Origin of the sequence: Curtobacterium sp. 22159 (genome assembly GCF_052045775.1) — a bacterium.
Taxonomy (GTDB): domain Bacteria; phylum Actinomycetota; class Actinomycetes; order Actinomycetales; family Microbacteriaceae; genus Curtobacterium.
The window spans coordinates 17543-42545 of the sequence record NZ_JBQEPN010000006.1 but is presented as its reverse complement, the minus strand read 5'-3'; the positions used below and the strand labels follow the sequence as shown (position 1 = coordinate 42545).

Annotated in this window: 27 protein-coding genes and 1 tRNA gene; 18 read left to right on the top strand and 10 right to left on the bottom strand. The window is 70.9% G+C overall.

From position 1 onward, the window contains the following. Positions 1 to 40 precede the first annotated feature (40 nt). The 6 genes from mtrA to secA all read left to right on the top strand — a co-directional run bounded on the left by mtrA (position 41) and on the right by secA (position 8771). The gene (gene mtrA / locus ACTJKO_RS08645; RefSeq protein ID WP_440687707.1) at positions 41 to 715 is read left to right on the top strand and encodes an MtrAB system response regulator MtrA; all 675 of its coding nucleotides are present in this window, start codon (positions 41 to 43) and stop codon (positions 713 to 715) included. A 5-nt stretch (positions 716 to 720) separates the two neighbouring features. Further along, a complete protein-coding gene (mtrB, locus tag ACTJKO_RS08640) occupies positions 721 to 2406 on the top strand; it encodes an MtrAB system histidine kinase MtrB (RefSeq protein WP_440687705.1) in 1686 nt (561 codons plus the stop codon). After that, positions 2406 to 4088 carry a GerMN domain-containing protein gene (locus tag ACTJKO_RS08635; protein ID WP_440687703.1) on the top strand — a complete coding sequence of 561 codons (1683 nt, stop codon included), beginning with the start codon at positions 2406 to 2408 and terminating at the stop codon, positions 4086 to 4088. The genes mtrB and ACTJKO_RS08635 overlap by 1 nt, the downstream gene beginning before the upstream one ends. A gap of 95 nt (positions 4089 to 4183) precedes the next feature. Then, positions 4184 to 4876, top strand: coding sequence for a phosphoribosyltransferase family protein (locus tag ACTJKO_RS08630; RefSeq protein ID WP_440687701.1), 693 nt, complete (start codon positions 4184 to 4186; stop codon positions 4874 to 4876). A 198-nt stretch (positions 4877 to 5074) separates the two neighbouring features. Continuing rightward, a complete protein-coding gene (hpf, locus tag ACTJKO_RS08625; protein WP_440687699.1) occupies positions 5075 to 5842 on the top strand; it encodes a ribosome hibernation-promoting factor, HPF/YfiA family in 768 nt (255 codons plus the stop codon). Between the two features lie 148 nt (positions 5843 to 5990). After that, the gene (gene secA / locus ACTJKO_RS08620; RefSeq protein ID WP_440687697.1) at positions 5991 to 8771 is read left to right on the top strand and encodes a preprotein translocase subunit SecA; all 2781 of its coding nucleotides are present in this window, start codon (positions 5991 to 5993) and stop codon (positions 8769 to 8771) included. Between the two features lie 54 nt (positions 8772 to 8825). Here the strand turns inward: secA and ACTJKO_RS08615 are convergent, their stop codons facing one another. Then, the gene (locus tag ACTJKO_RS08615; protein ID WP_440687695.1) at positions 8826 to 9257 is read right to left on the bottom strand and encodes an Rv3235 family protein; all 432 of its coding nucleotides are present in this window, start codon (positions 9255 to 9257) and stop codon (positions 8826 to 8828) included. Positions 9258 to 9358: 101 nt separating this feature from the next. Between ACTJKO_RS08615 and ACTJKO_RS08610 the strand changes: the two genes are divergently transcribed. Further along, a complete protein-coding gene (locus ACTJKO_RS08610; RefSeq protein WP_440687693.1) occupies positions 9359 to 10858 on the top strand; it encodes a sensor histidine kinase in 1500 nt (499 codons plus the stop codon). A gap of 376 nt (positions 10859 to 11234) precedes the next feature. Here the strand turns inward: ACTJKO_RS08610 and ACTJKO_RS08605 are convergent, their stop codons facing one another. Further along, positions 11235 to 11483, bottom strand: coding sequence for a WhiB family transcriptional regulator (locus ACTJKO_RS08605; protein WP_022904217.1), 249 nt, complete (start codon positions 11481 to 11483; stop codon positions 11235 to 11237). Between the two features lie 259 nt (positions 11484 to 11742). Here ACTJKO_RS08605 and ACTJKO_RS08600 point away from each other — a divergent pair, with 259 nt between their 5' ends. Next, complete coding sequence (locus tag ACTJKO_RS08600) at positions 11743 to 12165, top strand: hypothetical protein (RefSeq protein ID WP_440687691.1); 423 nt, start codon at positions 11743 to 11745, stop codon at positions 12163 to 12165. Positions 12166 to 12258: 93 nt separating this feature from the next. On the opposite strand, the gene bcp is transcribed toward ACTJKO_RS08600, so the two are convergent. Beyond that, positions 12259 to 12729 carry a thioredoxin-dependent thiol peroxidase gene (bcp, locus tag ACTJKO_RS08595; RefSeq protein ID WP_440687689.1) on the bottom strand — a complete coding sequence of 157 codons (471 nt, stop codon included), beginning with the start codon at positions 12727 to 12729 and terminating at the stop codon, positions 12259 to 12261. Between the two features lie 114 nt (positions 12730 to 12843). On the opposite strand from bcp, the gene ACTJKO_RS08590 reads away from it, so the two are divergent. Continuing rightward, positions 12844 to 12919: transfer RNA gene (locus ACTJKO_RS08590), tRNA-Lys, on the top strand. Positions 12920 to 13023: 104 nt separating this feature from the next. On the opposite strand, the gene ACTJKO_RS08585 is transcribed toward ACTJKO_RS08590, so the two are convergent. Next, positions 13024 to 13674 (bottom strand): YigZ family protein, encoded by a 651-nt coding sequence (locus ACTJKO_RS08585; protein WP_440687687.1) that lies wholly within the window; start codon positions 13672 to 13674, stop codon positions 13024 to 13026. 77 nt (positions 13675 to 13751) lie between these two features. Between ACTJKO_RS08585 and ACTJKO_RS08580 the strand changes: the two genes are divergently transcribed. The 4 genes from ACTJKO_RS08580 to ACTJKO_RS08565 all read left to right on the top strand — a co-directional run bounded on the left by ACTJKO_RS08580 (position 13752) and on the right by ACTJKO_RS08565 (position 15957). Next, on the top strand, positions 13752 to 14192 hold the full coding sequence (locus tag ACTJKO_RS08580; protein WP_440687685.1) for a hypothetical protein: 441 nt from the start codon (positions 13752 to 13754) through the stop codon (positions 14190 to 14192). Then, the gene (locus tag ACTJKO_RS08575; protein ID WP_440687683.1) at positions 14189 to 14668 is read left to right on the top strand and encodes an ImmA/IrrE family metallo-endopeptidase; all 480 of its coding nucleotides are present in this window, start codon (positions 14189 to 14191) and stop codon (positions 14666 to 14668) included. The genes ACTJKO_RS08580 and ACTJKO_RS08575 overlap by 4 nt, the downstream gene beginning before the upstream one ends. After that, positions 14665 to 15591, top strand: a complete 927-nt coding sequence (locus tag ACTJKO_RS08570) for a hypothetical protein (protein ID WP_440687681.1) — start codon at positions 14665 to 14667, stop codon at positions 15589 to 15591. Before ACTJKO_RS08575 ends, ACTJKO_RS08570 begins: the two co-directional genes overlap by 4 nt. Before the next feature lie 153 nt (positions 15592 to 15744). Beyond that, positions 15745 to 15957 (top strand): SCO4848 family membrane protein, encoded by a 213-nt coding sequence (locus ACTJKO_RS08565; RefSeq protein WP_440687679.1) that lies wholly within the window; start codon positions 15745 to 15747, stop codon positions 15955 to 15957. A 136-nt stretch (positions 15958 to 16093) separates the two neighbouring features. Here the strand turns inward: ACTJKO_RS08565 and ACTJKO_RS08560 are convergent, their stop codons facing one another. Genes ACTJKO_RS08560 through ACTJKO_RS08550 form a run of 3 tightly spaced genes read right to left on the bottom strand, consistent with a single transcriptional unit; the run spans position 16094 to position 17894 of the window. Then, positions 16094 to 16846, bottom strand: coding sequence for a hypothetical protein (locus ACTJKO_RS08560; RefSeq protein ID WP_440687677.1), 753 nt, complete (start codon positions 16844 to 16846; stop codon positions 16094 to 16096). Positions 16847 to 16872: 26 nt separating this feature from the next. After that, a complete protein-coding gene (locus tag ACTJKO_RS08555) occupies positions 16873 to 17298 on the bottom strand; it encodes a DUF6114 domain-containing protein (RefSeq protein WP_440687675.1) in 426 nt (141 codons plus the stop codon). Next, on the bottom strand, positions 17298 to 17894 hold the full coding sequence (locus ACTJKO_RS08550) for a DUF6230 family protein (RefSeq protein ID WP_440687673.1): 597 nt from the start codon (positions 17892 to 17894) through the stop codon (positions 17298 to 17300). The genes ACTJKO_RS08555 and ACTJKO_RS08550 overlap by 1 nt, the downstream gene beginning before the upstream one ends. A 126-nt stretch (positions 17895 to 18020) precedes the next feature. Here ACTJKO_RS08550 and ACTJKO_RS08545 point away from each other — a divergent pair, with 126 nt between their 5' ends. Continuing rightward, positions 18021 to 18620 (top strand): TetR/AcrR family transcriptional regulator, encoded by a 600-nt coding sequence (locus ACTJKO_RS08545; protein WP_440687671.1) that lies wholly within the window; start codon positions 18021 to 18023, stop codon positions 18618 to 18620. Positions 18621 to 18635: 15 nt separating this feature from the next. Here ACTJKO_RS08545 and ACTJKO_RS08540 read toward each other — a convergent pair whose 3' ends face one another. After that, a complete protein-coding gene (locus ACTJKO_RS08540; RefSeq protein ID WP_440687669.1) occupies positions 18636 to 19244 on the bottom strand; it encodes a TetR/AcrR family transcriptional regulator in 609 nt (202 codons plus the stop codon). Positions 19245 to 19317: 73 nt separating this feature from the next. Here ACTJKO_RS08540 and ACTJKO_RS08535 point away from each other — a divergent pair, with 73 nt between their 5' ends. Further along, positions 19318 to 20226: an aldo/keto reductase gene (locus tag ACTJKO_RS08535; RefSeq protein ID WP_440687667.1), complete on the top strand. Its 909-nt coding sequence runs from the start codon at positions 19318 to 19320 to the stop codon at positions 20224 to 20226. Here ACTJKO_RS08535 and ACTJKO_RS08530 read toward each other — a convergent pair. Continuing rightward, complete coding sequence (locus ACTJKO_RS08530) at positions 20203 to 20508, bottom strand: hypothetical protein (RefSeq protein WP_440687665.1); 306 nt, start codon at positions 20506 to 20508, stop codon at positions 20203 to 20205. The genes ACTJKO_RS08535 and ACTJKO_RS08530 overlap by 24 nt on opposite strands. A gap of 328 nt (positions 20509 to 20836) precedes the next feature. Between ACTJKO_RS08530 and ACTJKO_RS08525 the strand changes: the two genes are divergently transcribed. Continuing rightward, complete coding sequence (locus ACTJKO_RS08525; RefSeq protein ID WP_440687663.1) at positions 20837 to 21178, top strand: hypothetical protein; 342 nt, start codon at positions 20837 to 20839, stop codon at positions 21176 to 21178. Between the two features lie 38 nt (positions 21179 to 21216). Continuing rightward, positions 21217 to 21633: a hypothetical protein gene (locus ACTJKO_RS08520; protein WP_440687661.1), complete on the top strand. Its 417-nt coding sequence runs from the start codon at positions 21217 to 21219 to the stop codon at positions 21631 to 21633. Positions 21634 to 22071: 438 nt separating this feature from the next. On the opposite strand, the gene ACTJKO_RS08515 is transcribed toward ACTJKO_RS08520, so the two are convergent. Beyond that, positions 22072 to 23619: an amino acid permease gene (locus ACTJKO_RS08515; RefSeq protein WP_440687659.1), complete on the bottom strand. Its 1548-nt coding sequence runs from the start codon at positions 23617 to 23619 to the stop codon at positions 22072 to 22074. Between the two features lie 167 nt (positions 23620 to 23786). Between ACTJKO_RS08515 and ACTJKO_RS08510 the strand changes: the two genes are divergently transcribed. Then, positions 23787 to 24965: a mechanosensitive ion channel family protein gene (locus tag ACTJKO_RS08510; protein ID WP_440687657.1), complete on the top strand. Its 1179-nt coding sequence runs from the start codon at positions 23787 to 23789 to the stop codon at positions 24963 to 24965. Positions 24966 to 25003: the final 38 nt, after the last annotated feature.

The following is a 25003-nucleotide window of genomic DNA, read 5'->3' as shown; positions in this document are numbered from 1 at the left end:
CGTCCGGGCACCGCCGCACGCCACACGGAGTCCCCATCACATGACACCGCGCATCCTCGTCGTCGACGACGATCAGGCCCTCGCCGAGATGATCGGCATCGTCCTCCGCTCGGAAGGGTACGAGCCGGAGTTCAGCGCCGACGGCAACGACGCCATCGACGCGTTCCACGGGACGAAGCCCGACCTGGTGCTGCTCGACGTCATGCTCCCGGGCATCGACGGCATCGAGGTCTGCAAGCGGATCCGCGCCGAGAGCGGGACGCCGATCATCATGCTCACGGCCAAGGGCGACACCGCCGACGTGGTCGCCGGCCTCGAGAACGGCGCGGACGACTACGTGGTGAAGCCCTTCAACCCGAAGGAGCTCGTCGCCCGGATCCGCACCCGGCTCCGTCCGACCGCGGCCGACGCGAGCGTCCTGCACGTCGGCGACCTCACCGTCGACGTCGCCGGGCACGAGGTGCGACGCGGCGACACCGTGATCGCGCTGACGCCGCTCGAGTTCGACCTGCTCCGCGCGCTCTCCGAGAAGCCGAACCAGGTCTTCACACGCGAGATGCTGCTCGAACAGGTGTGGGGGTACCACTACAAGGCCGACACCCGCCTGGTGAACGTGCACGTGCAGCGTCTCCGCGCGAAGATCGAGCACGACCCCGACAACCCGAAGATCGTGACCACGGTGCGCGGTGTCGGGTACCGGGCCGGAGGGGCCTGAGCACCGTGCCGGCCGCACCGTCCGGCCGGGTGACGCCGGGGCGCGCGCCGCTCGGCCGGTTCCGCCGTCGTGTGCGCCGCGTCGTGCGGCGTGGGTGGCGTGCCGTCGCGTACCTGTGGCGACGCTCGCTGATGTTCCGCTCGGTCGCGATCACCGTGACCACGACCGGCCTCGCGATCGCGATCATCGGCACCGCCGTCATGATCAGCATCTCGAACAACGTCTACGCCCAGCGCCGCGACCAGATCGAGGCCGAGTCCGCCCGCGCCACCATCGTCGCGCAGGGCATCTTCGACGCGGCGACCGCGGGCGAGGACAACAACCAGACCGAGCTCGAGACGCTGCAGAGCGAAGCGCAGGACGCGATCCAGTCGAACACGACGAGTCCGGGCGGTACGAGCATCGCGATGGAGCGCAGCCCGGACCAGTCGGGGATCCAGCGGCTCCAGACGATCACGAGCCCGGGCTTCCCCGACGCCGCCATCAGCGAGGCGCTCCGCAAGGAGGTCGGGAAGAACACCGGCAGGCTCAGCCTCCAGCCGGTACGGCTCGAGGACCACGGGCGCCGCCAGCCCGGACTGGCCGTCGGGTCGACGCTCCAGATCCCGAGCGCCGGGCAGTACGAGCTCTACCTCGTGTACGACCTCTCCGACGCCCAGCAGACGCTCGACTTCGTGTCCCAGACCCTGTCGATCGGCGGCGTCGCGCTCATGGTGCTCATCGCGCTCGTGACCTCGCTCGTGGTGCGGCTCGTCGTCGTGCCGATCCGCGGCGCCGCCGAGACCAGCCGGAAGATCGCCGCCGGCCGACTCGACGAACGCATCCCGGTGCGCGGCAACGACGACATCGCCACCCTCGCGCGGAGCTTCAACGGCATGGCCGACGCCGTCAGCAGGCAGATCACCCAGCTCGCCGAGCTGTCCCGCGTGCAGCAGCGGTTCGTGTCCGACGTCTCGCACGAACTCCGGACACCCCTCACCACCATCCGGCTCGCCGGCGACATGCTGTACGACTCCCGGCACGCCTTCGAACCGTCCGTCGCACGCTCCGCTGAGCTCCTGCACGCCCAGATCGAGCGCTTCGAGCTGCTGCTCGCCGACCTCCTCGAGATCTCCCGGTTCGACGCGCAGGCCGTGCAGCTCGACCCCGAACCCGTGATCCCGGCGGCACTCGCGACCGACATCGTCGACGAGTTCCGCCCGCTCGCGGAGCGGGCCGGCATCGACCTGCAGCTCGCGACACCCGGCGGGCACACCACCATGCAGCTCGACGCCAAGCGCGTCCGCCGCATCCTCCGCAACCTCGTCGGCAACGCCATCGAGCACGGCGACGCCAAGCCCGTGCAGGTCGTCGTCGACAGCGACGCGCGCACGGTCGCGATCGCCGTCCGCGACCAGGGCATCGGCATGCCGCCCGAGGACGCCGCCCGGGTGTTCGACCGGTTCTGGCGCGCCGACCCGAGCCGCAAGCGGACGATCGGCGGAACCGGCCTCGGGCTGGCGATCTCCCTCGGCGACGCCAACCTGCACGGCGGACGGATCGACGTGTGGTCCCGACCCGGAGCCGGGTCCACGTTCGTCCTCACCCTGCCCCGGAACGAACGCGTCGCCGTGACCACCTCCGCGATCCCGCTGCCCGAGCTCGACGAGTCCTACGACGGTCCCCGAGCCGTCCGAGAGGAGCAGGACTGATGCGCACCCGCCTCCGGAACGTGCTCGCCGTCGCGCTCGCCGCGGTCACCGTGGTCGCCGTGTCCGCCTGCGCCGCGATCCCCACCGACGGTCCGGTGCGCGCCGGCCAGACCATCAAGGACGAGTCGCTCTCCGGCGTCGACTACCGGCCGGACAAGCCCGTGGCCGGCGCCGACCAGACGGCGATCCTCCGCGGCTTCATCGCGGCGGGGACCGGTGCGCAGGACGACTACTCGATCGCACGGCAGTTCCTGGCCTCCGGGTTCGCCGAGAAGTGGAACCCGCGGCGCAGCGTGACGATCCGGCAGGGCAACCCGGCGGTCGAGCGCGTCGGCGAACGCGAGCTGACCTACACGCTCACGGCGAGCGCGACCGTCGACTCCGACGGTGAGTACACCCAGGCCGTCCGTCCGACCTCCTCCACGCTCACCTTCCAGTTCACCCGCGAGGACGGGGAGTGGCGCATCGCCTACGCACCGGACGGCATCATCCTGTCGCCGGTGAACTTCGAGTCGGTGTTCCAACAGCACGCGCTCTACTTCTTCGACCCCACGTACAAGTTCCTCGTGCCCGACGAGCGCTGGTTCCTCGCCCGGTCCTCGACGAGCACCCGGATCACCAGCGCGCTGCTCGCCGGGCCGGCGGACTGGCTCAAGGGGTCCGTCGTGTCCTCGTTCCCGGAGGGCACCCAGCTCTCCCTCAACGCGGTGACCGTGGACAACGGCACCGCCCTCGTCGACCTCTCCAGCGACGCCCTCCGTGCGAGCAGCCAGGACAAGGTCCGGATGCGCGAACAGCTCAGCAAGTCCCTCGCCTCGGTCGCCACGGTCTCGTCGGTCGAGATCACCGTCGAGGGCGCCACGTTCTCCGTCCCGGACGGCAGCGGCTCCGGTGCGCAGCAGAACCCCGACGTCGACGCCCGCCCGCTCGTCGACCGCCGCGACTCCGTGGGGTACGCCGCGCTCGGGAGCGGGAAGGTCGCCGAACTCGGCGGCGGGATGGGCGACGAGATCGCCCGGCTCAACCCCACCTCCTTCGCGCTGTCGGCCTCCGGGACGGCGGCCGCGGTCGGGAACGGCGACGGCGTGACGGTCGTGCGCGGACGGAACCACCTCCGCATCGACGCGACCGCCGGCCTCGTGTCGCCGTCGATCGACGACCTCGGGTTCGTCTGGGTCGCGTCCGCGAAGAACACGCGGAAGGTCACCGCGTACGGCCTCGGCGGGGACCCGCACGGCGTCAACACGACCCTGCCGTCCGGCCAGCTGGTCTCCTTCCAGGTCTCCCGCGACTCCACCCGCGCCCTCGCCCTCATCACGACCAGCGACGGACCGGCCCTCTACGTCATGGCGATCATCCGGGGATCCGACCGCACGCCCACCGCGTTCGGCCCGCCCGTGCGGGTGCAGGCAGCGACCGGGGACGCCCTCGGCGCCACCTGGATCAGCGACTCCGACGTGGCCTCGGTCGCGCAGACGCCGTCCGGACCGGACGTCGTCCGGTCCACCATCGGTGGGCAGTCGAGCACCCTCCCGAAGCCGGACGGCAGCGCGACGGCGATCGCCGGGGGCAGCGGCGGCTCGATGCTCCTCCGGATGTCGGACGGGTCGGTCCTCCAGTCCACCGGCGGCGGCTGGGACACCACGGGCGTCACCGCCGACGTGCTCGGCACGCAGCGCTGACGACGCCCCCTCCACAGCTGCACCAGCCGGGAGGCGCGTCCACCGACACCGGGTCCGGCCCACCCCGGTCCGCTGGTCGCCGCCAGGATCGTGGCATGACGACGGATCGACGCTGGCGGGACGCCGCCCTCGCGGTGCTCGGGCTGTTCCTCCCCGTCGCCTGCACGGGGTGCGGGGCGGCGGATCGCGCACTCTGCCCGGCCTGCCGCCACACGCTCGAGGCGGCGCCCCGACGCGTCCGCCTCGTCGCCGGCGTCCGGCTCGACGCGGCGTTCGAGTACACGGGGCTGGTCCGCACGCTGGTCCTCGAGCTGAAGCTGCGGGGACGCGTCGACCTCGCACGTCCGCTCGGGTCGCGGTTCGGCACGCTCGTCCGGGCGGCGCTCGCCGAAGCCCCTGCGGGGACCGTGCTGCTCCGGGTGCCGCCGTCCCGGCAGGGGGCACGTCGTCGCGGCTTCGACCCCGTCGTGCTGCTGCTGGCGCGCGGGGGAGTGCGGCGCCCGCGCGCACTCGTGCGGGTGCGGCGCCGGGCGGGGCCGGGCGGTCGTGGGGCGGGCGGAACGGTCCTGGGTGTCGCGTCGCGCGGCGGCCAGAAGGAACGCACGGCGGTCGAGCGGGTCGAGGCGACGGTCGGCAGCCTCCGGGCCACCGGTGTGGCGGACCGTGACGTCGTGGTCGTGGACGACGTCGTGACCACCGGCGTCACGATGGCCGAAGCGGTCCGGGCGGTGCGTGTCGGCGGCGGTCGGGTGTTCCGGTGCGTCGCCGTCGCGAGCGTGGACGACTGAGGCCCCGCAGCTGCCCCCGGGGTGCGACGCCGACGTGGCGCATCGGTGAACGCTCGACGACCGCTGGGTGTCCGGTGGGTGTCCGGGCGACTCACCGACATCGGGTGACGCGGTGCGACCGACGGGTCTAGCCTCGCGGCAAGGCGTTCAGGATCGCCGGATGGAGGCGACGCGCTGAGTCTGGATGGGAGCCGCCACATGGACGTGACGATCACGGGCCGGAACATCGGGGTCACCGACCGATTCCGCACCTACGTCGAACAGAAGTCCGAGAAGATCGACGTGCTCGCCGACCGCGCCCTCGCGTTCGAGGTGCGCATCAGCCGCCACAACGAGAAGTCCGGCGGTGCCCAGGGCGAGGACCGCGTCGAGCTGACACTCATCGGCCCCGGCCCCCTCGTGCGGGCGGAATCCGCGGCGTCGGACAAGTACGCCGCCTTCGACCTGGCGTTCGCGCGCATCATGGAGCGCCTGCGCCGGGCACGCGACCGGCGCAAGGTGCACCGCGGACGCCACCGCCCGACCTCGGTGGCCGAGGCGTCCGGCACGGCGTTCGAGCGGATGGGGGTCGTCCCCGCCGACGGCAAGCTCATCGAGGACGTCGCGACGGGCGCCGTACCGGTCGTCGACCCCGCGAGGGAGGACGACGAGGACGAGGAGTACAGCCCCGTGGTCATCCGCCACAAGGTGTTCGAGGCCGCCCCGATGACGGTCGACGATGCGCTCTACTACATGGAGCTCGTCGGGCACGACTTCTACCTGTTCGTCGACGCGGAGACGCACCGCCCGAGCGTGGTCTACCGGCGCAAGGGCTGGGACTACGGCGTCATCGGGATCGACGACCCGTCCGCCGCCGGCGCCGAGGCTGCCGACGCCGAGGCTGCCGGCGCCGAGGCTGCCGACTCCCAGGCTGCCGGCTCTCGCCCGGCGGCGACGGAGGCCGAACCGGCAGCGGCGATCGCCTGACGCCCACCCACCCGGAAGCGTGTGCGCGGTCCGTTCGCGGGCCGCGCACACCCGCGCCACTCCCAGCGGCAGGCCCGTGAAGGGTTGCTAGCATGACTGGCTGTTCGCATCGCGCAGGTCGCGCGTGACGATCTCGTAAGGAGCTCACGTGGCAAACGTGCTGGAGAAGGTCCTCCGCATCGGCGAAGGGCGCACCCTCCGTCGGCTGAAGGCGTACGCCTCGGCCATCAACGACCTCGAGGACGACTTCGCGAGTCTGTCCGACGAGGAGCTCCAGGACGAGACCAAGGAACTCCGCGAACGCTACGCCAACGGCGAGACGCTCGACGACCTGCTGCCCGAGGCCTTCGCCGCCGTGCGCGAAGCGTCGAAGCGCACCCTCGGCATGCGACACTTCGACGTCCAGCTCATGGGCGGTGCGGCGCTGCACCTCGGCAACATCGCCGAGATGAAGACCGGTGAGGGCAAGACCCTCGTCGCGACGACCGCGGCGTACCTCAACGCGATCCCGTCGCGCGGCGTGCACGTCATCACCGTCAATGACTTCCTCGCGTCGTACCAGTCCGAGCTCATGGGCCGCGTCTTCCGTGCCCTCGGCATGACGACCGGCTGCATCATCGCGAACCAGTCGCCGGCCGAGCGTCGCGAGCAGTACGCCGCCGACATCACCTACGGCACGAACAACGAGTTCGGCTTCGACTACCTCCGCGACAACATGGCGTGGCAGGCCTCCGACATGGTCCAGCGCGGGCACTACTTCGCGATCGTGGACGAGGTCGACTCGATCCTCATCGACGAGGCCCGCACGCCGCTCATCATCTCCGGCCCGTCCTCCGGCGAGGCGAACCGCTGGTTCACCGAGTTCGCCTCGATCGCGACGCGCCTCGTCCCCGGCGAGGACTACGAGGTCGACGAGAAGAAGCGCACCGTCGGCGTGCTCGAGCCCGGCATCGAGAAGGTCGAGGACTACCTCGGCATCGACAACCTGTACGAGTCGGCGAACACCCCGCTCATCTCGTTCCTCAACAACTCGATCAAGGCCGTCGCCCTGTTCAAGCGCGACAAGGACTACGTCGTGATGAACGGCGAGGTGCTCATCGTCGACGAGCACACCGGCCGCATCCTGATGGGCCGTCGCTACAACGAGGGCATCCACCAGGCGATCGAGGCGAAGGAGGGCGTCGAGGTCAAGGCCGAGAACCAGACGCTCGCGACCGTCACGCTGCAGAACTACTTCCGCCTGTACCAGAAGCTCTCCGGCATGACCGGAACCGCCGAGACCGAGGCGGCCGAGTTCATGTCGACGTACAAGCTCGGCGTCGTCCCGATCCCGACCAACAAGCCGATGCAGCGCATCGACCAGACCGACCTCGTCTACAAGAACGAGAAGGCGAAGTTCGAGCAGGTCGCCGAGGACATCGCCGAGCGTCACGAGAAGGGCCAGCCGGTCCTGGTCGGCACGACGAGCGTCGAGAAGTCCGAGTACCTCTCGAAGCTCCTCGCGAAGAAGGGCGTCAAGCACGAGGTCCTCAACGCCAAGAACCACGCCCGTGAAGCCGCGATCGTCGCCCAGGCCGGTCGACTCGGCGCGGTGACGGTCGCGACGAACATGGCCGGCCGCGGTACCGACATCATGCTCGGCGGCAACTCGGAGTTCCTCGCCGTGCAGGAGATGCACGCGAAGGGCCTGTCCCCGACGGAGACCCCGGAGGAGTACGAGGCCGCGTGGGACGACGTGTTCGCGCGCGTCAAGGCCGAGGTCGAGGCCGAGGGCGACAAGGTCCGCGAAGCCGGCGGCCTCTACGTCCTCGGCACCGAGCGCCACGAGTCGCGCCGCATCGACAACCAGCTGCGCGGTCGTTCCGGCCGTCAGGGCGACCCGGGCGAGAGCCGGTTCTACCTGTCGCTCACCGACGACCTGATGCGTCTGTTCAACTCGGGCGCCGCCGAGAGCCTGATGGGGCGGTCGAACGTCCCGGACGACCTGGCGATCGAGAACAAGCTCGTCGGTCGTGCGATCCGGTCCGCCCAGGCGCAGGTCGAGGGCCGCAACGCCGAGATCCGCAAGAACGTCCTCAAGTACGACGACGTCCTGAACCGGCAGCGCGAGGCGATCTACAGCGACCGTCGGCACATCCTCGAGGGCGACGACATCCACGACCGCGCGCAGTCGTTCCTCAAGAGCGTGATCGACGACGTGATCGACACCCACACCGGTGAGGGCTCCCCGGACGACTGGGACCTCGACGCCATGTGGACGGAGCTCGGCACCCTGTTCCCGATCTCGATCTCCATCGACGAGGTCATCACCGAGGCCGGCTCGAAGGGCAAGGCGACGCGGGAGTTCCTCGGTCGCGAGATCCTCTCCGACGCCCAGCTCGCCTACTCCAAGCGTGAGGAGCTCCTCGGCGACGAGGCCATGCGCGAGCTCGAGCGTCGCGTCGTCCTCTCCGTGATCGACCGTCGCTGGCGGGACCACCTCTACGAGATGGACTACCTGAAGGACGGCATCGGCCTCCGCGCGATGGCGCAGCGCGACCCGCTGGTCGAGTACCAGCGCGAGGGCTACGCCCTGTTCCAGAGCATGATGGGCCAGATCCGCGAGGAGTCGGTCGGCTACCTCTTCAACCTCGAGGTGCAGGTCCAGTCCGACGGCGAGAACGCCGTCATCGAGGCGAAGGGGCTCAGCGAGGACGAGGTCTCGGGTCTGGAGTACTCGGCTCCGTCGATCGACGGCGAGGTCGAGGTCCGTGACGAGCGCGGTCGCCTCGAGCAGGCCGCCACGGCGCGCGCGCAGAAGGCCCAGGCCGAAGCCGAGGCTGCTGCCGGCCCCGAGCAGGGCTCCTCCTTCGGCAACGCCGCCACTGCTTCCGGCCAGGCGGCCGCGAGCAACCGCGCGGAGCGACGCCAGGCGGCCAAGAAGGGCTGACGGCTCGACGGACCGCTTCCGGACGGGAGGCGCGGTGNGCCTCCCGTCCGCTCGTCAGAGCACGCCGACCGCGGTCGCGCGCCAACGCCCCTGACGTTCCTCGAGTCGCATGGCGACGGCGCGGGCGTGGCTGCGGGTGTGCACCACGACGGTCGCCTCGGCGACCCCGTCGGCCGGGGTGCACACGAACACGCTCCCGACGCGCAGCAGCGGGCGTGCGCGTGATCGTCCGCCGACCTGGCGTGCCCGTGCGGCGAGTGCTGCGCGCTGCTGCAGGTGTCGGTGGACCTCGTCGGTGATCCAGCGGGCGATGCTGTCGACCTCGCGTGCACCGGTGAGGATCTCCGCGACGCAGAGGCCGAGCGCGCGTGCCGTGTCGCGTGCATCGGTGGGCGGCGGGACCGCGGTCAACCGTGGGAGCGGTGCTGGCCGCTCCTCGTCGTCTTCGATCCGGCGTGCTTCCTCGGCCACCCCTGCCCCTTTCATCGGGCTGAGCGTATGGCGAGTGCAACATGAGAAATATGACAGCGCACGTGTGCTGTGGAGAGGCGGCGTTGTCCACAGACCCCCGCACCTAGACTGGCTGGGTGTCGACCCTCAGTGACCTCGTCCTCGCACAAGGCCGTTCCTCCGAAGCCGACGTGGAGTGGCTCCACCTGCTCGTCGGCGACTGGCAGCTGCTCGCCGACCTGTCGTTCGCCGACATGGTCCTGTGGGTGCCGACGGCCGAGGACGGTTCGTTCGTGGCCGTCGCGCACGCCCGGCCCAGCTCGGCGGCGACGCTCTTCTACCGCGACATCGTCGGGCAGGAGATCCGCGAGGAATGGCGCGACCAGGTCACCCAGAGCTTCGTGACCTCGACGGTCGTCGACTCCGCGGAACCGGACTGGTACGAGGACACCCCGACCCGGGTCCGGGCGATCCCGGTCCTCCGACGCCTCAACGCGAACAGCGCGGAGACCACCGAGCGGCCCATCGCCGTCGTCACCCGGCACTCCAACCAGGACGAGATGCGGACGCCGAGCCGCCAGGAGCTCAACTTCACCGCGAGCGCGAACGACCTGTTCGGCATGATCGCCACGGGAGACTTCCCGGACCTCGGCGCGCCCGCGGGTCCTCGTCGCGGTGCCCCGCGTGCCAGCGACGGCCTGTTCCGCCTCGACACCAACGGCATCGTGACGTTCGCCAGCCCGAACGGCCTCAGTGCGTTCAACCGGATGGGCTTCGAGGGTGAGCTCGAGCGGAAGTCCCTCGCCGAGGTCACCACCGAGCTCATCGGCGCAAAGCTCGAGGTCGACGAGTCACTGCCCCTGGTCGTGACCGGGCGGGCGCCGTGGCGAGCCGACATCGAGTCGAAGGGCGTCACCGTGTCGCTCCGGTCGATCCCGCTCCGCGACCACGGCGAGCGGATCGGCGCCGTCGTGCTCTGCCGTGACGTCACCGAGATGCGGCACCAGGAGCGCGAACTCATCACCAAGGACGCCACGATCCGCGAGATCCACCACCGCGTGAAGAACAACCTGCAGACCGTGGCGTCGCTGCTGCGCATCCAGGCGCGGCGGACGCACTCCGAGGAAGCCCGCACGGCGCTGCAGAACGCGATGCGGCGCGTGGCGGCGATCGCCGTCGTGCACGACACCCTGTCGACCGGCCTCAGCCAGAACGTCGACTTCGACGAGGTCTTCGACTCCGTGCTCAAGCTCGTCACCGAGGTCGCTGCGTCGCACAACACCACCGTCCGCCCGAAGAAGACGGGGGAGTTCGGCGTGCTGCCGTCCGAGGCCGCCACGCCGCTGGCCCTCGGGCTGACCGAGCTGGTCACGAACGCGGTCGAGCACGGCTTGGACGGCCGCGACGGCGAGGTGGAGATCGTCGCGGAGCGCTTCGACGACCACCTCGACATCCAGGTGCGCGACAACGGCCGGGGTCTGCCGGAGGGCAAGGTCGGCTCGGGCCTCGGGACGCAGATCGTCCGGACGCTGATCCAGGGCGAGCTCGGCGGCACGATCGACTGGCACACCCTGACCGGCAGCGGCACCGAGGTGACGATCACGATCCCGTTCCGCTGGCTCACCGCCGCCGCGTAGCGCGCGGCGCGCTGCGCCCGTCCGCCCGCCGGACCGGCGGATCGAACCACGTTTCCGACGTCGAACCCGCCGCGCTTCCTGGTTCGACGTCGGAATCGTGGTTCCACGCAGCGGCCCACACCGCGCTCCGGACACGACCGCCTGGAGGCGCGGCGCACGCCCGCCGGACCGGCACCGCGCCTCCAGGCGGTCGCGTCGGCCGCACGCACGGCCGGTGGGTCGAACCACGTTTCCGACGTCGAACCTGCCGCGCTCGGTGGTTCAACGTCGGATTCGCGGTTCGACCCGGCGCACCCGCACCGCACCCGCACCCCCGCCCCGCAAACGACGACGCCCGCCACCCCGGAGGGCGGCGGGCGTCAGCGGTACAGCTGCGTCAGGAAGCGCGACGAGCGCGGGCGGCGCGGCGCTTCAGCGCACGACGCTCGTCCTCGCTCAGACCGCCCCAGACACCGGAGTCCTGGTTGTTCTCGAGCGCGTACTGCAGGCACATCTCGGTGACGGTGCAGCGAGCGCAGACGGACTTCGCCTTCTCGATCTGGTCGACGGCCGGTCCGGTGTTCCCGACGGGGAAGAAGAGCTCGGGGTCCGCGGTGAGGCAGGCTGCCTGGTCACGCCAGTCCATGTGTGGTGCTCCTTGAAATCGATGCTCGAACGGCAGGCCGGGGCCGCGGCTCGGGGATCGGAACGCTGGCGTGCGCGAGGCACGAGGGGACACCCGTGGGGGAGGAATCCGCTGGAAGCGAGTCTGACGCCCATGTGACACTCGGGGGAGGAGCGCCGAACCACGGGAGACGCGCACCACATCGTGCCGTCCAAACGACCTCCAGTATCGTTCCATACTGGTAGGGCCAAATCAAGGGTTCCGACGCTGGAGGAATGCTGTGCCCGACACCACCCCGACCGAGTCCGACCGTCCCGCCCGGAGGTCCCCGGCGCTCGTCGGGCTCCTCGTGGTGGTCGGCGTCGAGTTCGCCGCACTCGTCGTCCTGACGGTGGTCCTGATCGTCGAACTCATCGTCGCTCCCGCCACGAGCGTCGCGTCCGGCGTCGCGCTGACCGTCCTCACCGCCATCGCCGCGCTGTGGCTCGGCGCACTGTTCGTCGGGCTGCGCAACCGTCGTCCGTGGGTGCGCTCGGGGATCATCGTGTGGCAGGTCCTGCAGGGCGCGCTCGCGATCGGCGCGTTCCAGGGGGTCTTCCGGGTGCCGGCCATCGGGTGGGCGCTCCTCATCCCGGCCCTGGTCGGCATCACGCTGGCGCTGTCCCGCCCGGTGACGGAGGCGCTCGCCCGTCCGGTCGAGTAGACCCGACGGACCGACGGACGGACGGACGACCCGCCGGACCGACGGACGGGAGGCGCGGTGCCGGCTGGCACCGCGCCTCCCGTCACGAGGGGATCAGACCAGGCCGAGCTTCTTCCGCAGGCTCGCCACGTGCCCCGTCGCCTTCACGTTGTACAGCGGGAGCTGCACGGTGCCGTCCTCGTCCACGACGATCGTGGAGCGGATCGTGCCGGTGACGATCTTGCCGTAGTTGTTCTTCTCGCCCCAGGCGCCGTAGGCCTTGTGCACCACGAGGTCCGGGTCGCTCAGCAGCGGGAAGGTGAGGGCCTGCTCGTGCTGGAACTCCTTGAGTGCGGGCAGGTCGTCCTTCGAGACGCCGAGCACCTCGTAGCCCGCGGCCTGCAGCGAGGACATGTTGTCCCGGAAGTCGCACGCCTCGGTCGTGCACCCCGGGGTCGACGCCGCCGGGTAGAAGTACACGATGACCTTCTTCCCGCGGAGGTCGGCGAGCGCGTGCTCGACGCCGTCCTGGTCGGGGAGGGTGAAGTCGGGGGCGGTGTCGCCGGCTGCGAGACGGTCGGTCATGGTGCTCCTGTTCGAGTCCGGTGCTCCGAGTGGTCAAGAGCACGCGAAACCCATGCTATTGTTGTTTCCCGTTGCAGCACGGAAGTGCGAGAGCAACGGACAACTCCACACCATGCGCCTCTAGCTCAATTGGCAGAGCAACTGACTCTTAATCAGTGGGTTCTCGGTTCAAGTCCGAGGGGGCGCACCAGCAAGGCCCCGGCTGATCCAGCCGGGGCCTTCGTCGATCCCGCTCGGGCGGCCGTTCGCACGCGAGACACGCCCGGACCGCGTCCGAGCGTCGGATCCGGCACGTCAGGTCGACGGCACGTCCACGATGCGTTCCTCGCCCACCGTCGGCTCGAGGGCTCCGGCGGAAACCGCCGCGAGATCGGCGCGGAGTGGCCCGATGCCGTCGGCGGGGACCCAGAGCTCGAACGTCACCTCGGTCCCGTACGACGTGTCCCCGAGGCTCACGTCGTGGTGCCGAGCCCGATCGCGCAGGACGTTGTCGATCCGACCGGCGTCGGCGTGCGGGACGTCGACGGTCACGCGGGTCAGTGCCCGCCGGTGCACGAGGGCCGTGCGGTCGAGCGCCTCGGACACCGAGGTCGAGTACGCCCGGACGAGTCCGCCCGCACCGAGCTTCACCCCGCCGAAGTACCGCGTGACCACGGCGACGACGTCGGTGAGTCCGCGGCGGCGCAGGACCTCGAGCATCGGGACGCCGGCGGTGCCCGACGGTTCGCCGTCGTCCGAGGAGCGTGCCTGGTCGCCGAGCACTCCGGTGACCATGGCGGTGCAGTTGTGCCGGGCGTCCCAGCGACGTCGGCGGACCTCGGCGACGACCCGTTCGGCGTCCTCGACGCCCGTCACGGGCGCGACGGTGGTGATGAAGCGCGACTTCGTGACGACGATCTCGTGCTCCACGGTCGCGGCGATCGTGGACGGGAAGCGCGAGGACATCCTCCGAGGGTAACGACGACCCCGTCCGCGCTAGCATGTCGTGCACCGACGTGCGGCTGGGGAGGAGTCCGATCGACATGGCGACAGCGGGTCCGAAGGGCGGCGTCCTCGACGCGGCCGAGCTGGCGCGCCGACTCAACCTGCTCCTCGACTTCGAGGAAGCGCAGCGTGGTGCGCCGGTCCCGTTCGCCGCGATCGAGGAGTACGTGGCCGCCCGGGGCGGTTCGCTCTCGCGCGCCAAGTGGACCTACATGCTCTCCGGCGACGGACGCCGCAACCGGGACACCGAGCTCCTCCGTACGCTCGCGGGCTTCTTCGAGGTCGACGACCGGTTCCTGCTCGAGGACAGCGACGTGCCGGAGCGCATCAACGCGCAGTTGGCACTGGTCCGGTCGCTCCGTTCGGCACGGGTGAGCGGGTTCGCTGCCCGCACCTTCCCCGGTGAGCTGTCGCCCGAGGCGCTGCGCCGCATCGCGGAGGTACTCGAGGAGGAATCCGAGCGGGGGAGCGTCGCGTGACGGGCGGCCTCGGCCGGACGGGTCCCTTCGTCGCGGAGTTCTGGGCCCGCGGCGCCGCCGAGGGGTGGTCGGACGTCGACCAGGCGGTGGCAGCTGCGGCGTCGGTGGTCGGCAAGCCCATCGTGGTCCGAGAAGAGGACTTCCTCGCTGCTGAGCCCGTGTGCGGCTTCGTCGCGACGCTCGAACGGCAGCACCTCGTCATGATCTCGCCGACGCCCTCGCGCACCTTCCGTTCCTTCGTCATCGGCCACGAGCTGGGCCACATCCTGCACCAGCACCAGGACCACGCCCCGCAGGCCGCGTACATCCGCGACGTCATCCCGGACCTGCCGGAGTACAAGGTCGAGCGCGCCCTGGCCCGCGGCCTCTTCTCGAACGAGTACGAGCACGAGGCCGAGGTCTTCGCGGACCGTCTCGCCGGGCTGATCCGCGGGCACCGCGACCGGCCGAGCGCGTTCCGCGGGGTCTTCGGGTGACCGTCTCCGTCGTCCAGGCGCTCCTGCTCATCGCAGGGACGGTGACCCTGTTCGTGCTCCAGCGCGGCCAGGACCGCACCCTCGCGGTCACGTTCCTGCTCTTCGCGGCGACGATCGTCACGAACGTGGACCCGCTGTACCTCTGGCTCGACCCGCTGTTCGGCGGCTTCAACCTCGTGACGGTGGTGAGCGACTGCCTCATGGTCGCGGGGACGAGCACGTTGCTCTGGGGCGTCGCGAAGGCGGTGGGAGCCGATCGGCCGTGGCTCCGCACCGCCATCGTGGTGACCTGCGCGGTCGTCGTCGTGGTGGTGGTCGTGGCGTTCGTCGTGCTCGACAAGCCCTCGACCACGACGACGTTCATGCTCGACGCCGGCCGGCACCCCGCCGCGACCGTGTACTCGATCGCCCAGACGGTGTACCTCGGTGTGACGCTCGGCGCCACGGGGCTCATCTGCGTCCTCCGCCTGCGCGAGGCACGGACCACCACCGACCTCGTCGGGCTCTGGGTCCTCGTGCTCGGCGGGGTCCTCGGGGTGGTGCGCATGGTGGTCGTCGTCGTGATGGACCTCGCGCACGTGCTCGGTGACCTCGACGTCACGCACGCGCTCGCGCTCCCGTACGACGTGACGACCCCCGGCGCGGTGATCTGCGTCTCCTCGGGGATGCTCCTGCTCGTGATCGGCCACCAGGTCTCCCTGCGCCGTCGGAGCCGTCGCGTCGAACTCGCCCTCCGTCGCCTGGCGCCCCTGCACGAGCGTGTGGGCATCGACAACGCCTACCCGGACTCCGGCGACCCGGCGACGCAGCTCAGTCGGCTCATCGTGGAGATCAACGACGGTGCGAGGCGCTCACGCCGCGTCCTGAGCGACGAGGAGCGCCAGGTGCTCGCGGACGCCGAGGCTGCGCTCGACGCTGCGTGACGGCCGGGGCGCCGGACGGGTCGACGCCGCCGCGTCCGCCGTGTAGGGTCTGTAGCACGTGCTACAGATGATGTGGCCATCGGGGTGGGACTCGGCCGCGTTGGGGGCGGCCGAGCACCATCCGCCCCGATCGGCGTTGCCTAGGATCGACGGGTGACCGTCTTCGCAGCTGTCGTCCTGTTCATCGGTGCCGTCTTCAACGTCGTCACCTGGCCGCGCTTCTTCCAGCGCGTCGCGAAGGACTCCCGAGCTCGGGACGCGTCGGGCAGGCCGACGACGTTCTACACGGTGCACCTCGTGCTGCTGCTCATCGCCTTCGCGATCGCGCTCGCCGCGGTCGTCGCGGGGATCCTCCTGCTGGTCTGACGGGCTCGACCCCGCCACCCGCCGGCCGGGAGGGACGGGTCGGCTCGACGACGCGCCTCCCGGCCCGGGCGCGTGTCCCTGGAGGCGCGGATCGGGCCGGTCACGCGCCTCCAGGCCCGCTCGTGGCCGCGCTGCGTCAGCCGGCGCCCGGTCGGATCCGCAGGTCCGAACCGGTGTGCGTGATCCCGTCCGCGGTGGCCCCGACCAGTCCCAGGTCGACGCGCGCCCACGTCGACGGCAGCTCGCTGCCCGGAGGCGGGGTGTCGGCGCCGAGCGTGAGGTGCTTCCCGCCCGGCAGCTCCGCCGTCACCGAGTCGAGGTAGACCTCGACGTGGCCGCGGAGCTCCATGCGCGAGTCCCGCGTCACCGCCGACGTCCCGTTCGACTCCCCGCGCACGTCCAGCGTGAAGTCGTCCATGGCGACCCGGTCGGCGCTGAGGCGGATGACGGTGATCTCCGACCCGTCGGCGAGCGGGACGCGGACGAGCGCGAGCCCGGACAGCCCGCCGATCTCGATCGACGAGCTGCTGAGCTGCGCGGACGGCTGCGTGAACACCGTGGTGTCGTCCGCCGTCGCCGGTCCCCAGGCCGGGTCCGGCGCCGCCGTGGTGCCCGACGTGGGCTCCTGGCCGTCGGTGGTACCGCCGTCGCCGGGTGTCGGGTCGGGACCCGAACCCGTGCCGACGCCCGGCGACGACGGGGTCGTGGCGTCCGTCCCGGACGGGGCGGACGCGTTCGGTGTGGGTGTCGCTGTCGGCGTCGCGGACGGTGTCGGAGACGACGACGGCTGCGAGCAGTCCATGAGGATCGGGATGCAGAAGCCCGATGCCGATGCGCTCGTCGCGCCCGTGAGCGTCAGGGCTCCGGCGAGGACGAGGACGGCGCCCACGGACGCCGCTCGTCGGTGGCGCACCCTCACGCGACGTCCTCGGCGTCGGCGGTGGCGTCGCCCGATTGCTCGGCCGACGCTGCCCGGGGCATCCACGCGACGACGAGGATGCCGCCCACCGACGCGAGCAGCATCCCGAGCACGAAGCCGCCGAGGTTGACGCCGATGAGCGAGTAGACGGCGAGCGCGAGCGCGACGATGCCGTAGAACAGGCGCTGCGCGGGGGAGCACACCGCCAGCACGCCCAGGGCGACGAGGGCGACGGGGATGACCGTCGCCTGCAGCCCCTCGATCCCGAACTGGATGCGGATGTTCCCGACGTCGAGCTGCCCCGAGAAGAAGAGCTCGATGCCGCCGAGCACGACGAGCAACCCTCCGGTGAAGGGGCGCACGCGTGCCCACGCCCGGAACCGTGCCCAGGGCGACGTCGAGACCACGGCGTGCGCGCTCATCAGAAGCAGCTCTTCGAGCCGTCCGTGAGCTGCAGGTGCATGCCCGTCAGGGTGAAGGTGCCCGCGGTCGTCGACCACGCCGTCTGCTGGACCCCGTTGATCGTCAGCGAGTCGGCGTCCTGCGCGAAGTCACCGGCGCTGCCCTTCTGATCGCCCTTCACGGTCGATGCGTCCACCCCGATCCGGATGTCGTGGAACTCCGCGTCGCCCCGGAGGTCGGTCATGCCGATCTGCAGGTCCTTCGCCGACGCGGGGGTCCCGCCACCACCGGCGGTGATCATGACGCCCACCTTGCCCATGGGCGTCTCGGTCGTGACGGACTGGCACAGGTTCGCCAGCGTGGCCGAGCCGATGTTCGCGATCGCGACCTGGCGGTCGTTGCCGGCCGTGTCCTTCGCGACACCGGCGTACTGCGAGAACTGCTGCCCGTCGAGCTTGTCCGCGCTGATCTGGAACTGCTGCCCGGAGACCGAGAACGAGACCGGGACCGCTCCCTGCGCGACCCCGCCGAACGCGATCGCCGTGACGATGCCGACGGGCACGGCGACGAGTGTGATCCGGCCGGCGTGCGACCGGGTGAGCTTGGTGAACTGCATCGTTCCTCCTCGTGTCGGGACCGCTCTGTCCCGACCGCGGACCACGCTAGCCCCGCTGTTGACTGTTGGTCAACAGGAAAGTGCCTCGTTCGGGGGTCGAGCAGCGCGCCTCGGTAGGCTCCGGGTGTGCCCGATGACCGCCAGCGCTCCCGTCTGAGCTCGGAGGAACGCCGCGCGCAACTCGTCGCGCTCGGTGTCGCGGCCCTGGTCGACGAACCCCTCGAGGACATCACCATCGACCGGCTGGCCGCGGACGCCGGGGTGTCCCGCGGACTGCTCTTCCACTACTTCGGGACGAAGCAGGGCCTCCACGAGGCCATCGTGCGGACGGCGCGGGACGCGATGCTGCGCGCGACCGAGCCCCGACCGGAACTCGCACCGCTGGCCCGGCTCGAGGACACCCTCCGGCGGTTCGTCGTCTTCGTCGCGGACCACCGGGGGACGTTCCACGCGCTCGTCCGGGGCGCCTCGGCGGGCGACGCGGACGTCCGTGCGCTCATCGACGAGGCCCGCGACGAGAACGCGCGCCGGGCGATCGCGGTGTTCCTCGAACTGGGGCACGAGGACGGTCCGTTGCTGCGGAGTGCCCTGCGGTCCTGGGTCGCGTTCGTCGAGGAGATGCTCGACGAGGTGCAGCCCGGCGACGACCGGGCGGCGGACGAGCTCTCGGCCGTGCTGGTCCGGACGGCCGTCGCGGTGGTCGCCGCCCTCGACCCGGTGGGCTGAGCGACCGCGCCGTCGCTACGGGTGCCGGGCGACGCCGGCCACCAGGATGTCGAGGAGGCGTTCGGTCTGCTCGGCGTCCGCGGTGTCCCTGGTGGAGAGCAGGATCCCGACCAGGGCTGCCGTGACGTCGTCGGCGAGGACGTCGCTGCGCAGTGACCCGTCGGCCGCGCCGGCGTCCAGGAAGCGCTGGACGGCGTCGTTCACCCGGCGGCGCGTACCGGCAGCCTCGGCTGCGCCCTGGAGTGCTCCGGCACGGACGGTCTCGGCGAGGCCGCGCTTCGTGGCGACGAACTCCGCGTAGCGGCCGACGAACACGCGGAGGGCCGCGGCTGCAGAGGACCGGCCGCCGGTCGACGTGAGCAGGTCGTCGACGGTGTCGAGCGCCGCGTCGAGTTCAGCGCGGTAGACGGCCGCGACCAGGTCCTCCCGGGTGGGGAAGTTGCGGTAGAGCGTGCCGATGCCGACCCCGGCTGCGCGGGCGATGCCCTCGAGGGAGGTGTCGACGCCGGTCGCCGTGAAGGCGTCCAGGGCGGCGGCGACCAGGCGTTCCCGGTTGCGCGCGGCGTCGGCGCGGGGCCGTCGGACCGGCGCATGGACGTCGGTGGCTGCGGACTCACTGGACAAAGCGGAGGGCCCTCCGGTTATGATCGGGAAAGCGGAGGTTCCTCCGCTTCAGATCGACCCTACCGGAGACGTCATGGACGAGAACAGCACCGCGCGCCCGGGTGGCGCACACGACCTCGGCGGCAGGACCGTCGCCCGCATCGGCTACGGCGCGATGGCCCTCGAGCACTTCGCGGACGACCGCGACGCCGGGGTCGCGCTGCTGCGCCGCGCACGCGACCTCGGTGTGGACCACGTCGACACCGCGGCGTTCTACGGCGACGGCGTCGCGAACGACGTCATCCGGCGGGCGTTCGGCGCGTCGGAGGACGTCGTGGTCGTCAGCAAGGTCGGTGCCGTCCGGGTCGACGCGCCGGTGCCCCTCGTCCTCGCACAGCGGCCCGCGCAGCTCCGCGAACAGGTCCACGCGAACCTGCGGGGCCTCGGCCGCGAGCGGATCGACGTCGTCAACCTCCGGCGCGCCGACGTCGGCCCCGGGCTGCTGGCCTCCGGTGACGATCTCGTCGACCTCGACGACCAGCTGGCCGAGATGACGGCGATGCGCGACGAGGGACTCATCGGCGGCGTCGGCCTGAGCGGCGTGTCCGGGCCGGTGCTCGAGCGCGCCCTCGGTGCCGGCATCGTCTGTGTCCAGAACGCCTACTCCCTCGTCGACCGTCAGCACGAGGCGCTCCTCGACCTCTGCGTCCGGAACGGCATCGCGTGGGTCCCGTTCTTCCCGCTCGGCGGCGCCTTCCCCGGGATGCCGAAGGCCGTCGACGAACCGACGGTGGTGCGGATCGCGGCCGACCTCGGCGTCACCGGCGCGCAGGTCGGGCTCGCCTGGTTGCTCGCGCACGCCCCGGAGGTCCTGCTCATCCCCGGCACGTCGGACGTTCGCCACCTGGCCGAGAACGTCGCCGTCGGGGGAGTGCACCTGACGGCCGAGCAGCGCGCCGAGCTCGACGCGGTCGGGACGTCAGGAGCGGGACGGCAGGGGTGACCCGAGGGCCCGGCGGAGCGCGAGCGCGGCGAGCTTCTCGTCAGAGGTGTCCAGCAGCACGCGGTAGGTGTCGTCCGGCGTGACGAACTCGACGCACACCGCGTCGAAGTCACACGGCTCGATGCGCCAGCCCTGCACGTGCTCCATCGGCACCGACGTGAGCCCGTCCCGCTCGAAGCTGGTCTCCGCGTCCACCCGGTCGCCGAAGACCCGCACGCGCCCGAAGGTGCCGCGCCAGGTCAGCTGCAGGTCGAGTATGGGGGCGACAGAAGGGTCCGGCACTCGCCGATCGTACCGACGGGCGCCGGACCGGCACGTCCGTGCTCACGGCGCCGGCTCGTTATGCGGACAGCGCACCGTCGCCCGGAGGGCGATCGTGAACGGTTCCTCATGGCGGGCGGGGGACGACTCGCAGATGATTGCCGATGTGACCGAGGGGTATCCGCAGCCGTCCCCGCTGCTCCGGCTCTCCGATCGGCTCGTGGGCTGGGGTGAGTACGCCTACGGAGACCCGGACGCGTGGTCCCGTCGGATCGGACCGGAAGCGGATGCAGCTCGGGTGCGAGCGGTGCGGTGCGGACGTTCGGCGAGATGGCTCCTCGTCGTGTACATGAGCGCCCTCCTCGTCGTGTTCGGAGTGCAGGGGTTCCCGACGACCGGGGAAGCGATGCTGCCGAACGTGCTGCTGTTCACGAGCATGCTCGTGGTCCTCGCTGGAGAGGTCGTACTCACGCTCGCCGAACAGCGCAGTCGACGCAGCGTGGCTCGCATCGTGAACGCCGCGTTCGGCGCGCGTGAGCGGCGCCGGTACGTGATCGTCGGGGATGCGCTCTCGCAGCTGGACGACTTCGACCACTGGACCGCCGTCCATCGGCAGCACTGGTACGACGGCACGCTCCCTCCGCTGCCGGCACTGTCGGCGGCGGCTGACGGGTCGGGACAGCTCCGGTGACCGCGCCGCGCGCAGCTCGGTTGCCGGTGGGGCAACTCGTGCCCGGGCCGACGGTGTGGTTCTGGCAGCGCGTGGTGATCGCCCTCTTCGGCGCGTTCCTCAGCGTGCTGGCATCCGTGCCGTTCACCGCGCCGGCGTTCCACCCGAGCGAACCGAAGGCCGAGGCGAACACCTGGGGCATCGTCTTCCTCGTCACGTTCTTCCCGATCCTCGCTGCCGGTTTCGGTGCCGCCTGGGCGATGTTCCGGACGGCGCGTCGCGAACTCGCCCAGGGCTACACCACCGATCGGTCCACGGTCACGCACTTCGAGGTACGCGACCGACGCGGCCAGGTCATCCCGCCGGACGATCGACGACTCTCGAGAGCGCGGCGCAGCGTCACGGCGTTCCTCGTGTTCGGGCCGGTCTGCAGTGCTGTCGCACCGCTGCTCTGGCTCGCCCGTTCGGTGCTGTGATGCAGAACACGCTCGGACAACGAATCCGGCGCATCCGCCCCTGGTCCGTGTCCCTTCCGGGAGTCGGTGCGAGTTGGCCGTTTCCTCGCGCGGTCGACTTCTTCGACGGCGGCGTCGGGCTCAGCGCCCTGGGCACCTCCGCGGTGATCGAACGGCGCGAGGTCATCGAAGTGCGGCGGAGCCGTGTGCCGTTCCTCCTTCGTGTCCGGTGGGATGGCGGTCAGCGGCGACGGAGCCACGCAGCGATCGGGTCGTTCCGTCGGGACCGGCTGATCGCAGCATTCGAGGCGGCGGGGTACCCCGTTGCTCGCTGAGTGCTCACCACGGTGGGTGTGAGCGGCGAGACGCCAGGAACACCGAGGAACGACCACGGCGCAGCGACAGCGCCCACTCCGGGAAGGCGGCGGCGCGACCGCGCACGATCGCGCCGATGCGGGGTCACTCCCGCGCGTCGCCGTCCGTCTCGGGGGCCCGACGCACCTGGTTCGCCGGGTCCCGCCCGGTGATCGGGTACGGGCCGGTCACACCGGACCGGAGCGAGGCGATGCGCAGGATCCGGTCGCGCTGCACGAACCAGCCGACGATGAGCAGCGGGATGACGATGACGAGCGACGCGATCGTGTAGGTGCCGATCGGGTAGTCGATCGCCATCAGGACGATCACCGTCGCGAGGAACGCGAGGGTGAGCCACGACGTGACCGGCGCCCCGGGCAGCTTGAAGGACGGCTCCTTCGCGAGCCCCTGCTTCGCCCACGACCGCAGCTTCATCTGGCAGAGGATGATCGTGCCCCACGCGGTGATGATCCCGAGACTCGCGATGTTCAGGGCGATCTCGAACGCCTGGGTGGGGACGAACAGGTTGAGGATGACGCCGACGAGCGTGAAGGCCGAGGTGAGCAGGATGCCGGCGAACGGCACGCCGCCCTTGGACATCTTCGTGGTCCACTTCGGCGCCGACCCGTTCATGCCCATCGAGTGCAGCGCGCGGCCGGTGGAGTACAGGCCGGCGTTGAGCGACGACAGCGCGGCGGTGAGCACGACGAAGTTCATGATCGAACCGACGACCTGCCCGACCTGCGGGTTGCCGATGGACGAGAAGAACGTCACGAAGGGGCTGACGCCGTCCTTGTACGACGTGTACGGCAGCAGCAGGGACAGCAGGACGACCGACCCGACGTAGAAGACCGCGATGCGGAGGACCACCGAGTTGATCGCGCGCGGGATGACCTTCTCGGTGTTCTGGGTCTCGCCGGACGCGGTGCCGACGAGCTCGATCGCGGCGTACGCGAACACCACGCCCTGGACGACCAGCACCGCGGGCAGCAGGCCGGTCGGGAAGAGCCCACCGTGGTCCGCCCAGATGCTGAACCCGGTCCGGACCGCTTCGCCACCGGTCTCGACGGGGAACGCGAACACCAGCCAGACGAGGGCGACGACGAGGAAGGCGACGAGCGCCGCGACCTTGATGATCGCGAACCAGAACTCGAGCTCACCGAAGACCTTCACCGCGACGAGGTTCGCCGCGAGCACGACGAGCAGGGCCGCGAGCGCGAGCGCCCACTGCGGCACGGCGCGTGGGCCGGCCCAGTAGTGCAGGTAGAGCGCCACCGCGGTGGTGTCCACGATCGAGGTCATCGCCCAGTTGAGGAAGTACATCCACCCGGCGGCGTAGGCGAACTTCTCGCCGTAGAACTCCCGCGCGTAGGAGATGAACGAGCCGGACGACGGACGGTGGAGCACGAGCTCGCCGAGCGCGCGGAGGATGAAGAAGGCGAAGATCCCCGCGACGAGGTACACGACCGCGAGGGCCGGTCCTGCCGTGTGCAGGCGGCCACCGGCACCGAGGAAGAGTCCGGTGCCGATCGCGCCGCCGATGGCGATCATCTGCAGTTGCCGGGGCTTCAGTCCGTGCTGGTAGCCCTCCTGCTCGTGCGAGAAGTCGTTCGCGGGCGCGCGGTCCACCCCGGTGTCGTTCTGCGCTGTCATGCGCGACACGCTACAGGCGCGTGGAACCAGGGCGACACACAATCCGCTGCCCCCGGACGGTGGAAGCGGTTCGCTGAGTGGCTCGATCCCAGTGCTGACGGGCGACACGCCGTCGTGCTCCGCATCGCTCCTGAACGACGTCCGTCGTCCGTTGCTTCGATGGAGGGATGGACATGCTCCTCCGACTCCTCGTCGCGATCGGGTTCGCCCTGCTCATCACCGCCGCCGCCGCACTCGTCCTGCACCTCGTGTTCCGGACGCTCGCGCGGCGGGAACGGTGGGCGGCGGTGCTCTCGCGCCGCACCAAGCACCCGACGCGCACGGTGCTGCTCGTCGCGCTGCTCTGGGGCGCGTTCGCGTCGAGCGTCCCCGACCAGCCGCACCTGTACCCGTGGCGAGCCGAGGTCTCCCACGCATTCCTCGTCGTCACGATCGGGGTCGGCACGTGGCTCGCGTGCGAGATCGCGATCTTCCTCGAGAGCCTCGGCCTGCACCGCTACCGGGTCGACGTCCCCGACAACCGCGTCGCCCGACGGATCCGGACCCAGGTTCTCGTGCTCCGTCGGCTCACCGTCGCCGTCCTCGTCATCATCGGTCTCGGCGCGATCCTCCTCACCTTCCCCGGCGTCGAGGCCGCGGGCGCGAGCGTGCTCGCCTCGGCCGGGCTCATCTCCGTGATCGCCGGCCTCGCGGCGCAGTCCACGCTCGGCAACGTGTTCGCCGGCATGCAGCTGGCGTTCTCGGGGTCGATCCGGGTGGACGACGTCGTGGTGGTGGAGCAGCAGTGGGGGCGCATCGAGGAGATCACCCTCACCTACGTCGTCGTGCACCTCTGGGACGACCGGCGCTTCGTGCTCCCGTCGACGTACTTCACCTCGACCCCGTTCGAGAACTGGACCCGCACGAACAGCGAGCTGCTCGGCGCGGTCGAGTTCGACCTCGACTGGCGGGTCCGCCCGGGGGAGATGCGCGCCGAACTGGAGCGGATCCTCGAGCGCACCGAACTCTGGGACCGCCGCGTGCAGGTCCTGCAGGTCACCGACGCCGTGCAGGGGTTCGTCCACGTCCGTGTGCTCGTCACCGCGCACGACGCTCCGGCGCTCTTCGACCTGCGCTGCTACGTCCGCGAGGAACTCGTCGCCTGGATCCAGCGCACCCACCCGGACGCCCAGCCCGTGCAGCGCGTGCTCATGGTCGACGAGGTGGCCGGTCCGAAGCGCCGGACCGCGTCGACGGCGTCGTCCTCGGCGTTGTTCAGCCCGGACCAGTCGGACCGGGCGGCGCTCTTCACCGGTCCGATCCAGACCTCCGGGATCCGCCCCGACGAGGTCCCACCGGAGCGGTGACCCACACCGACCACACGACGGACGGGAGGCGCGGTGCC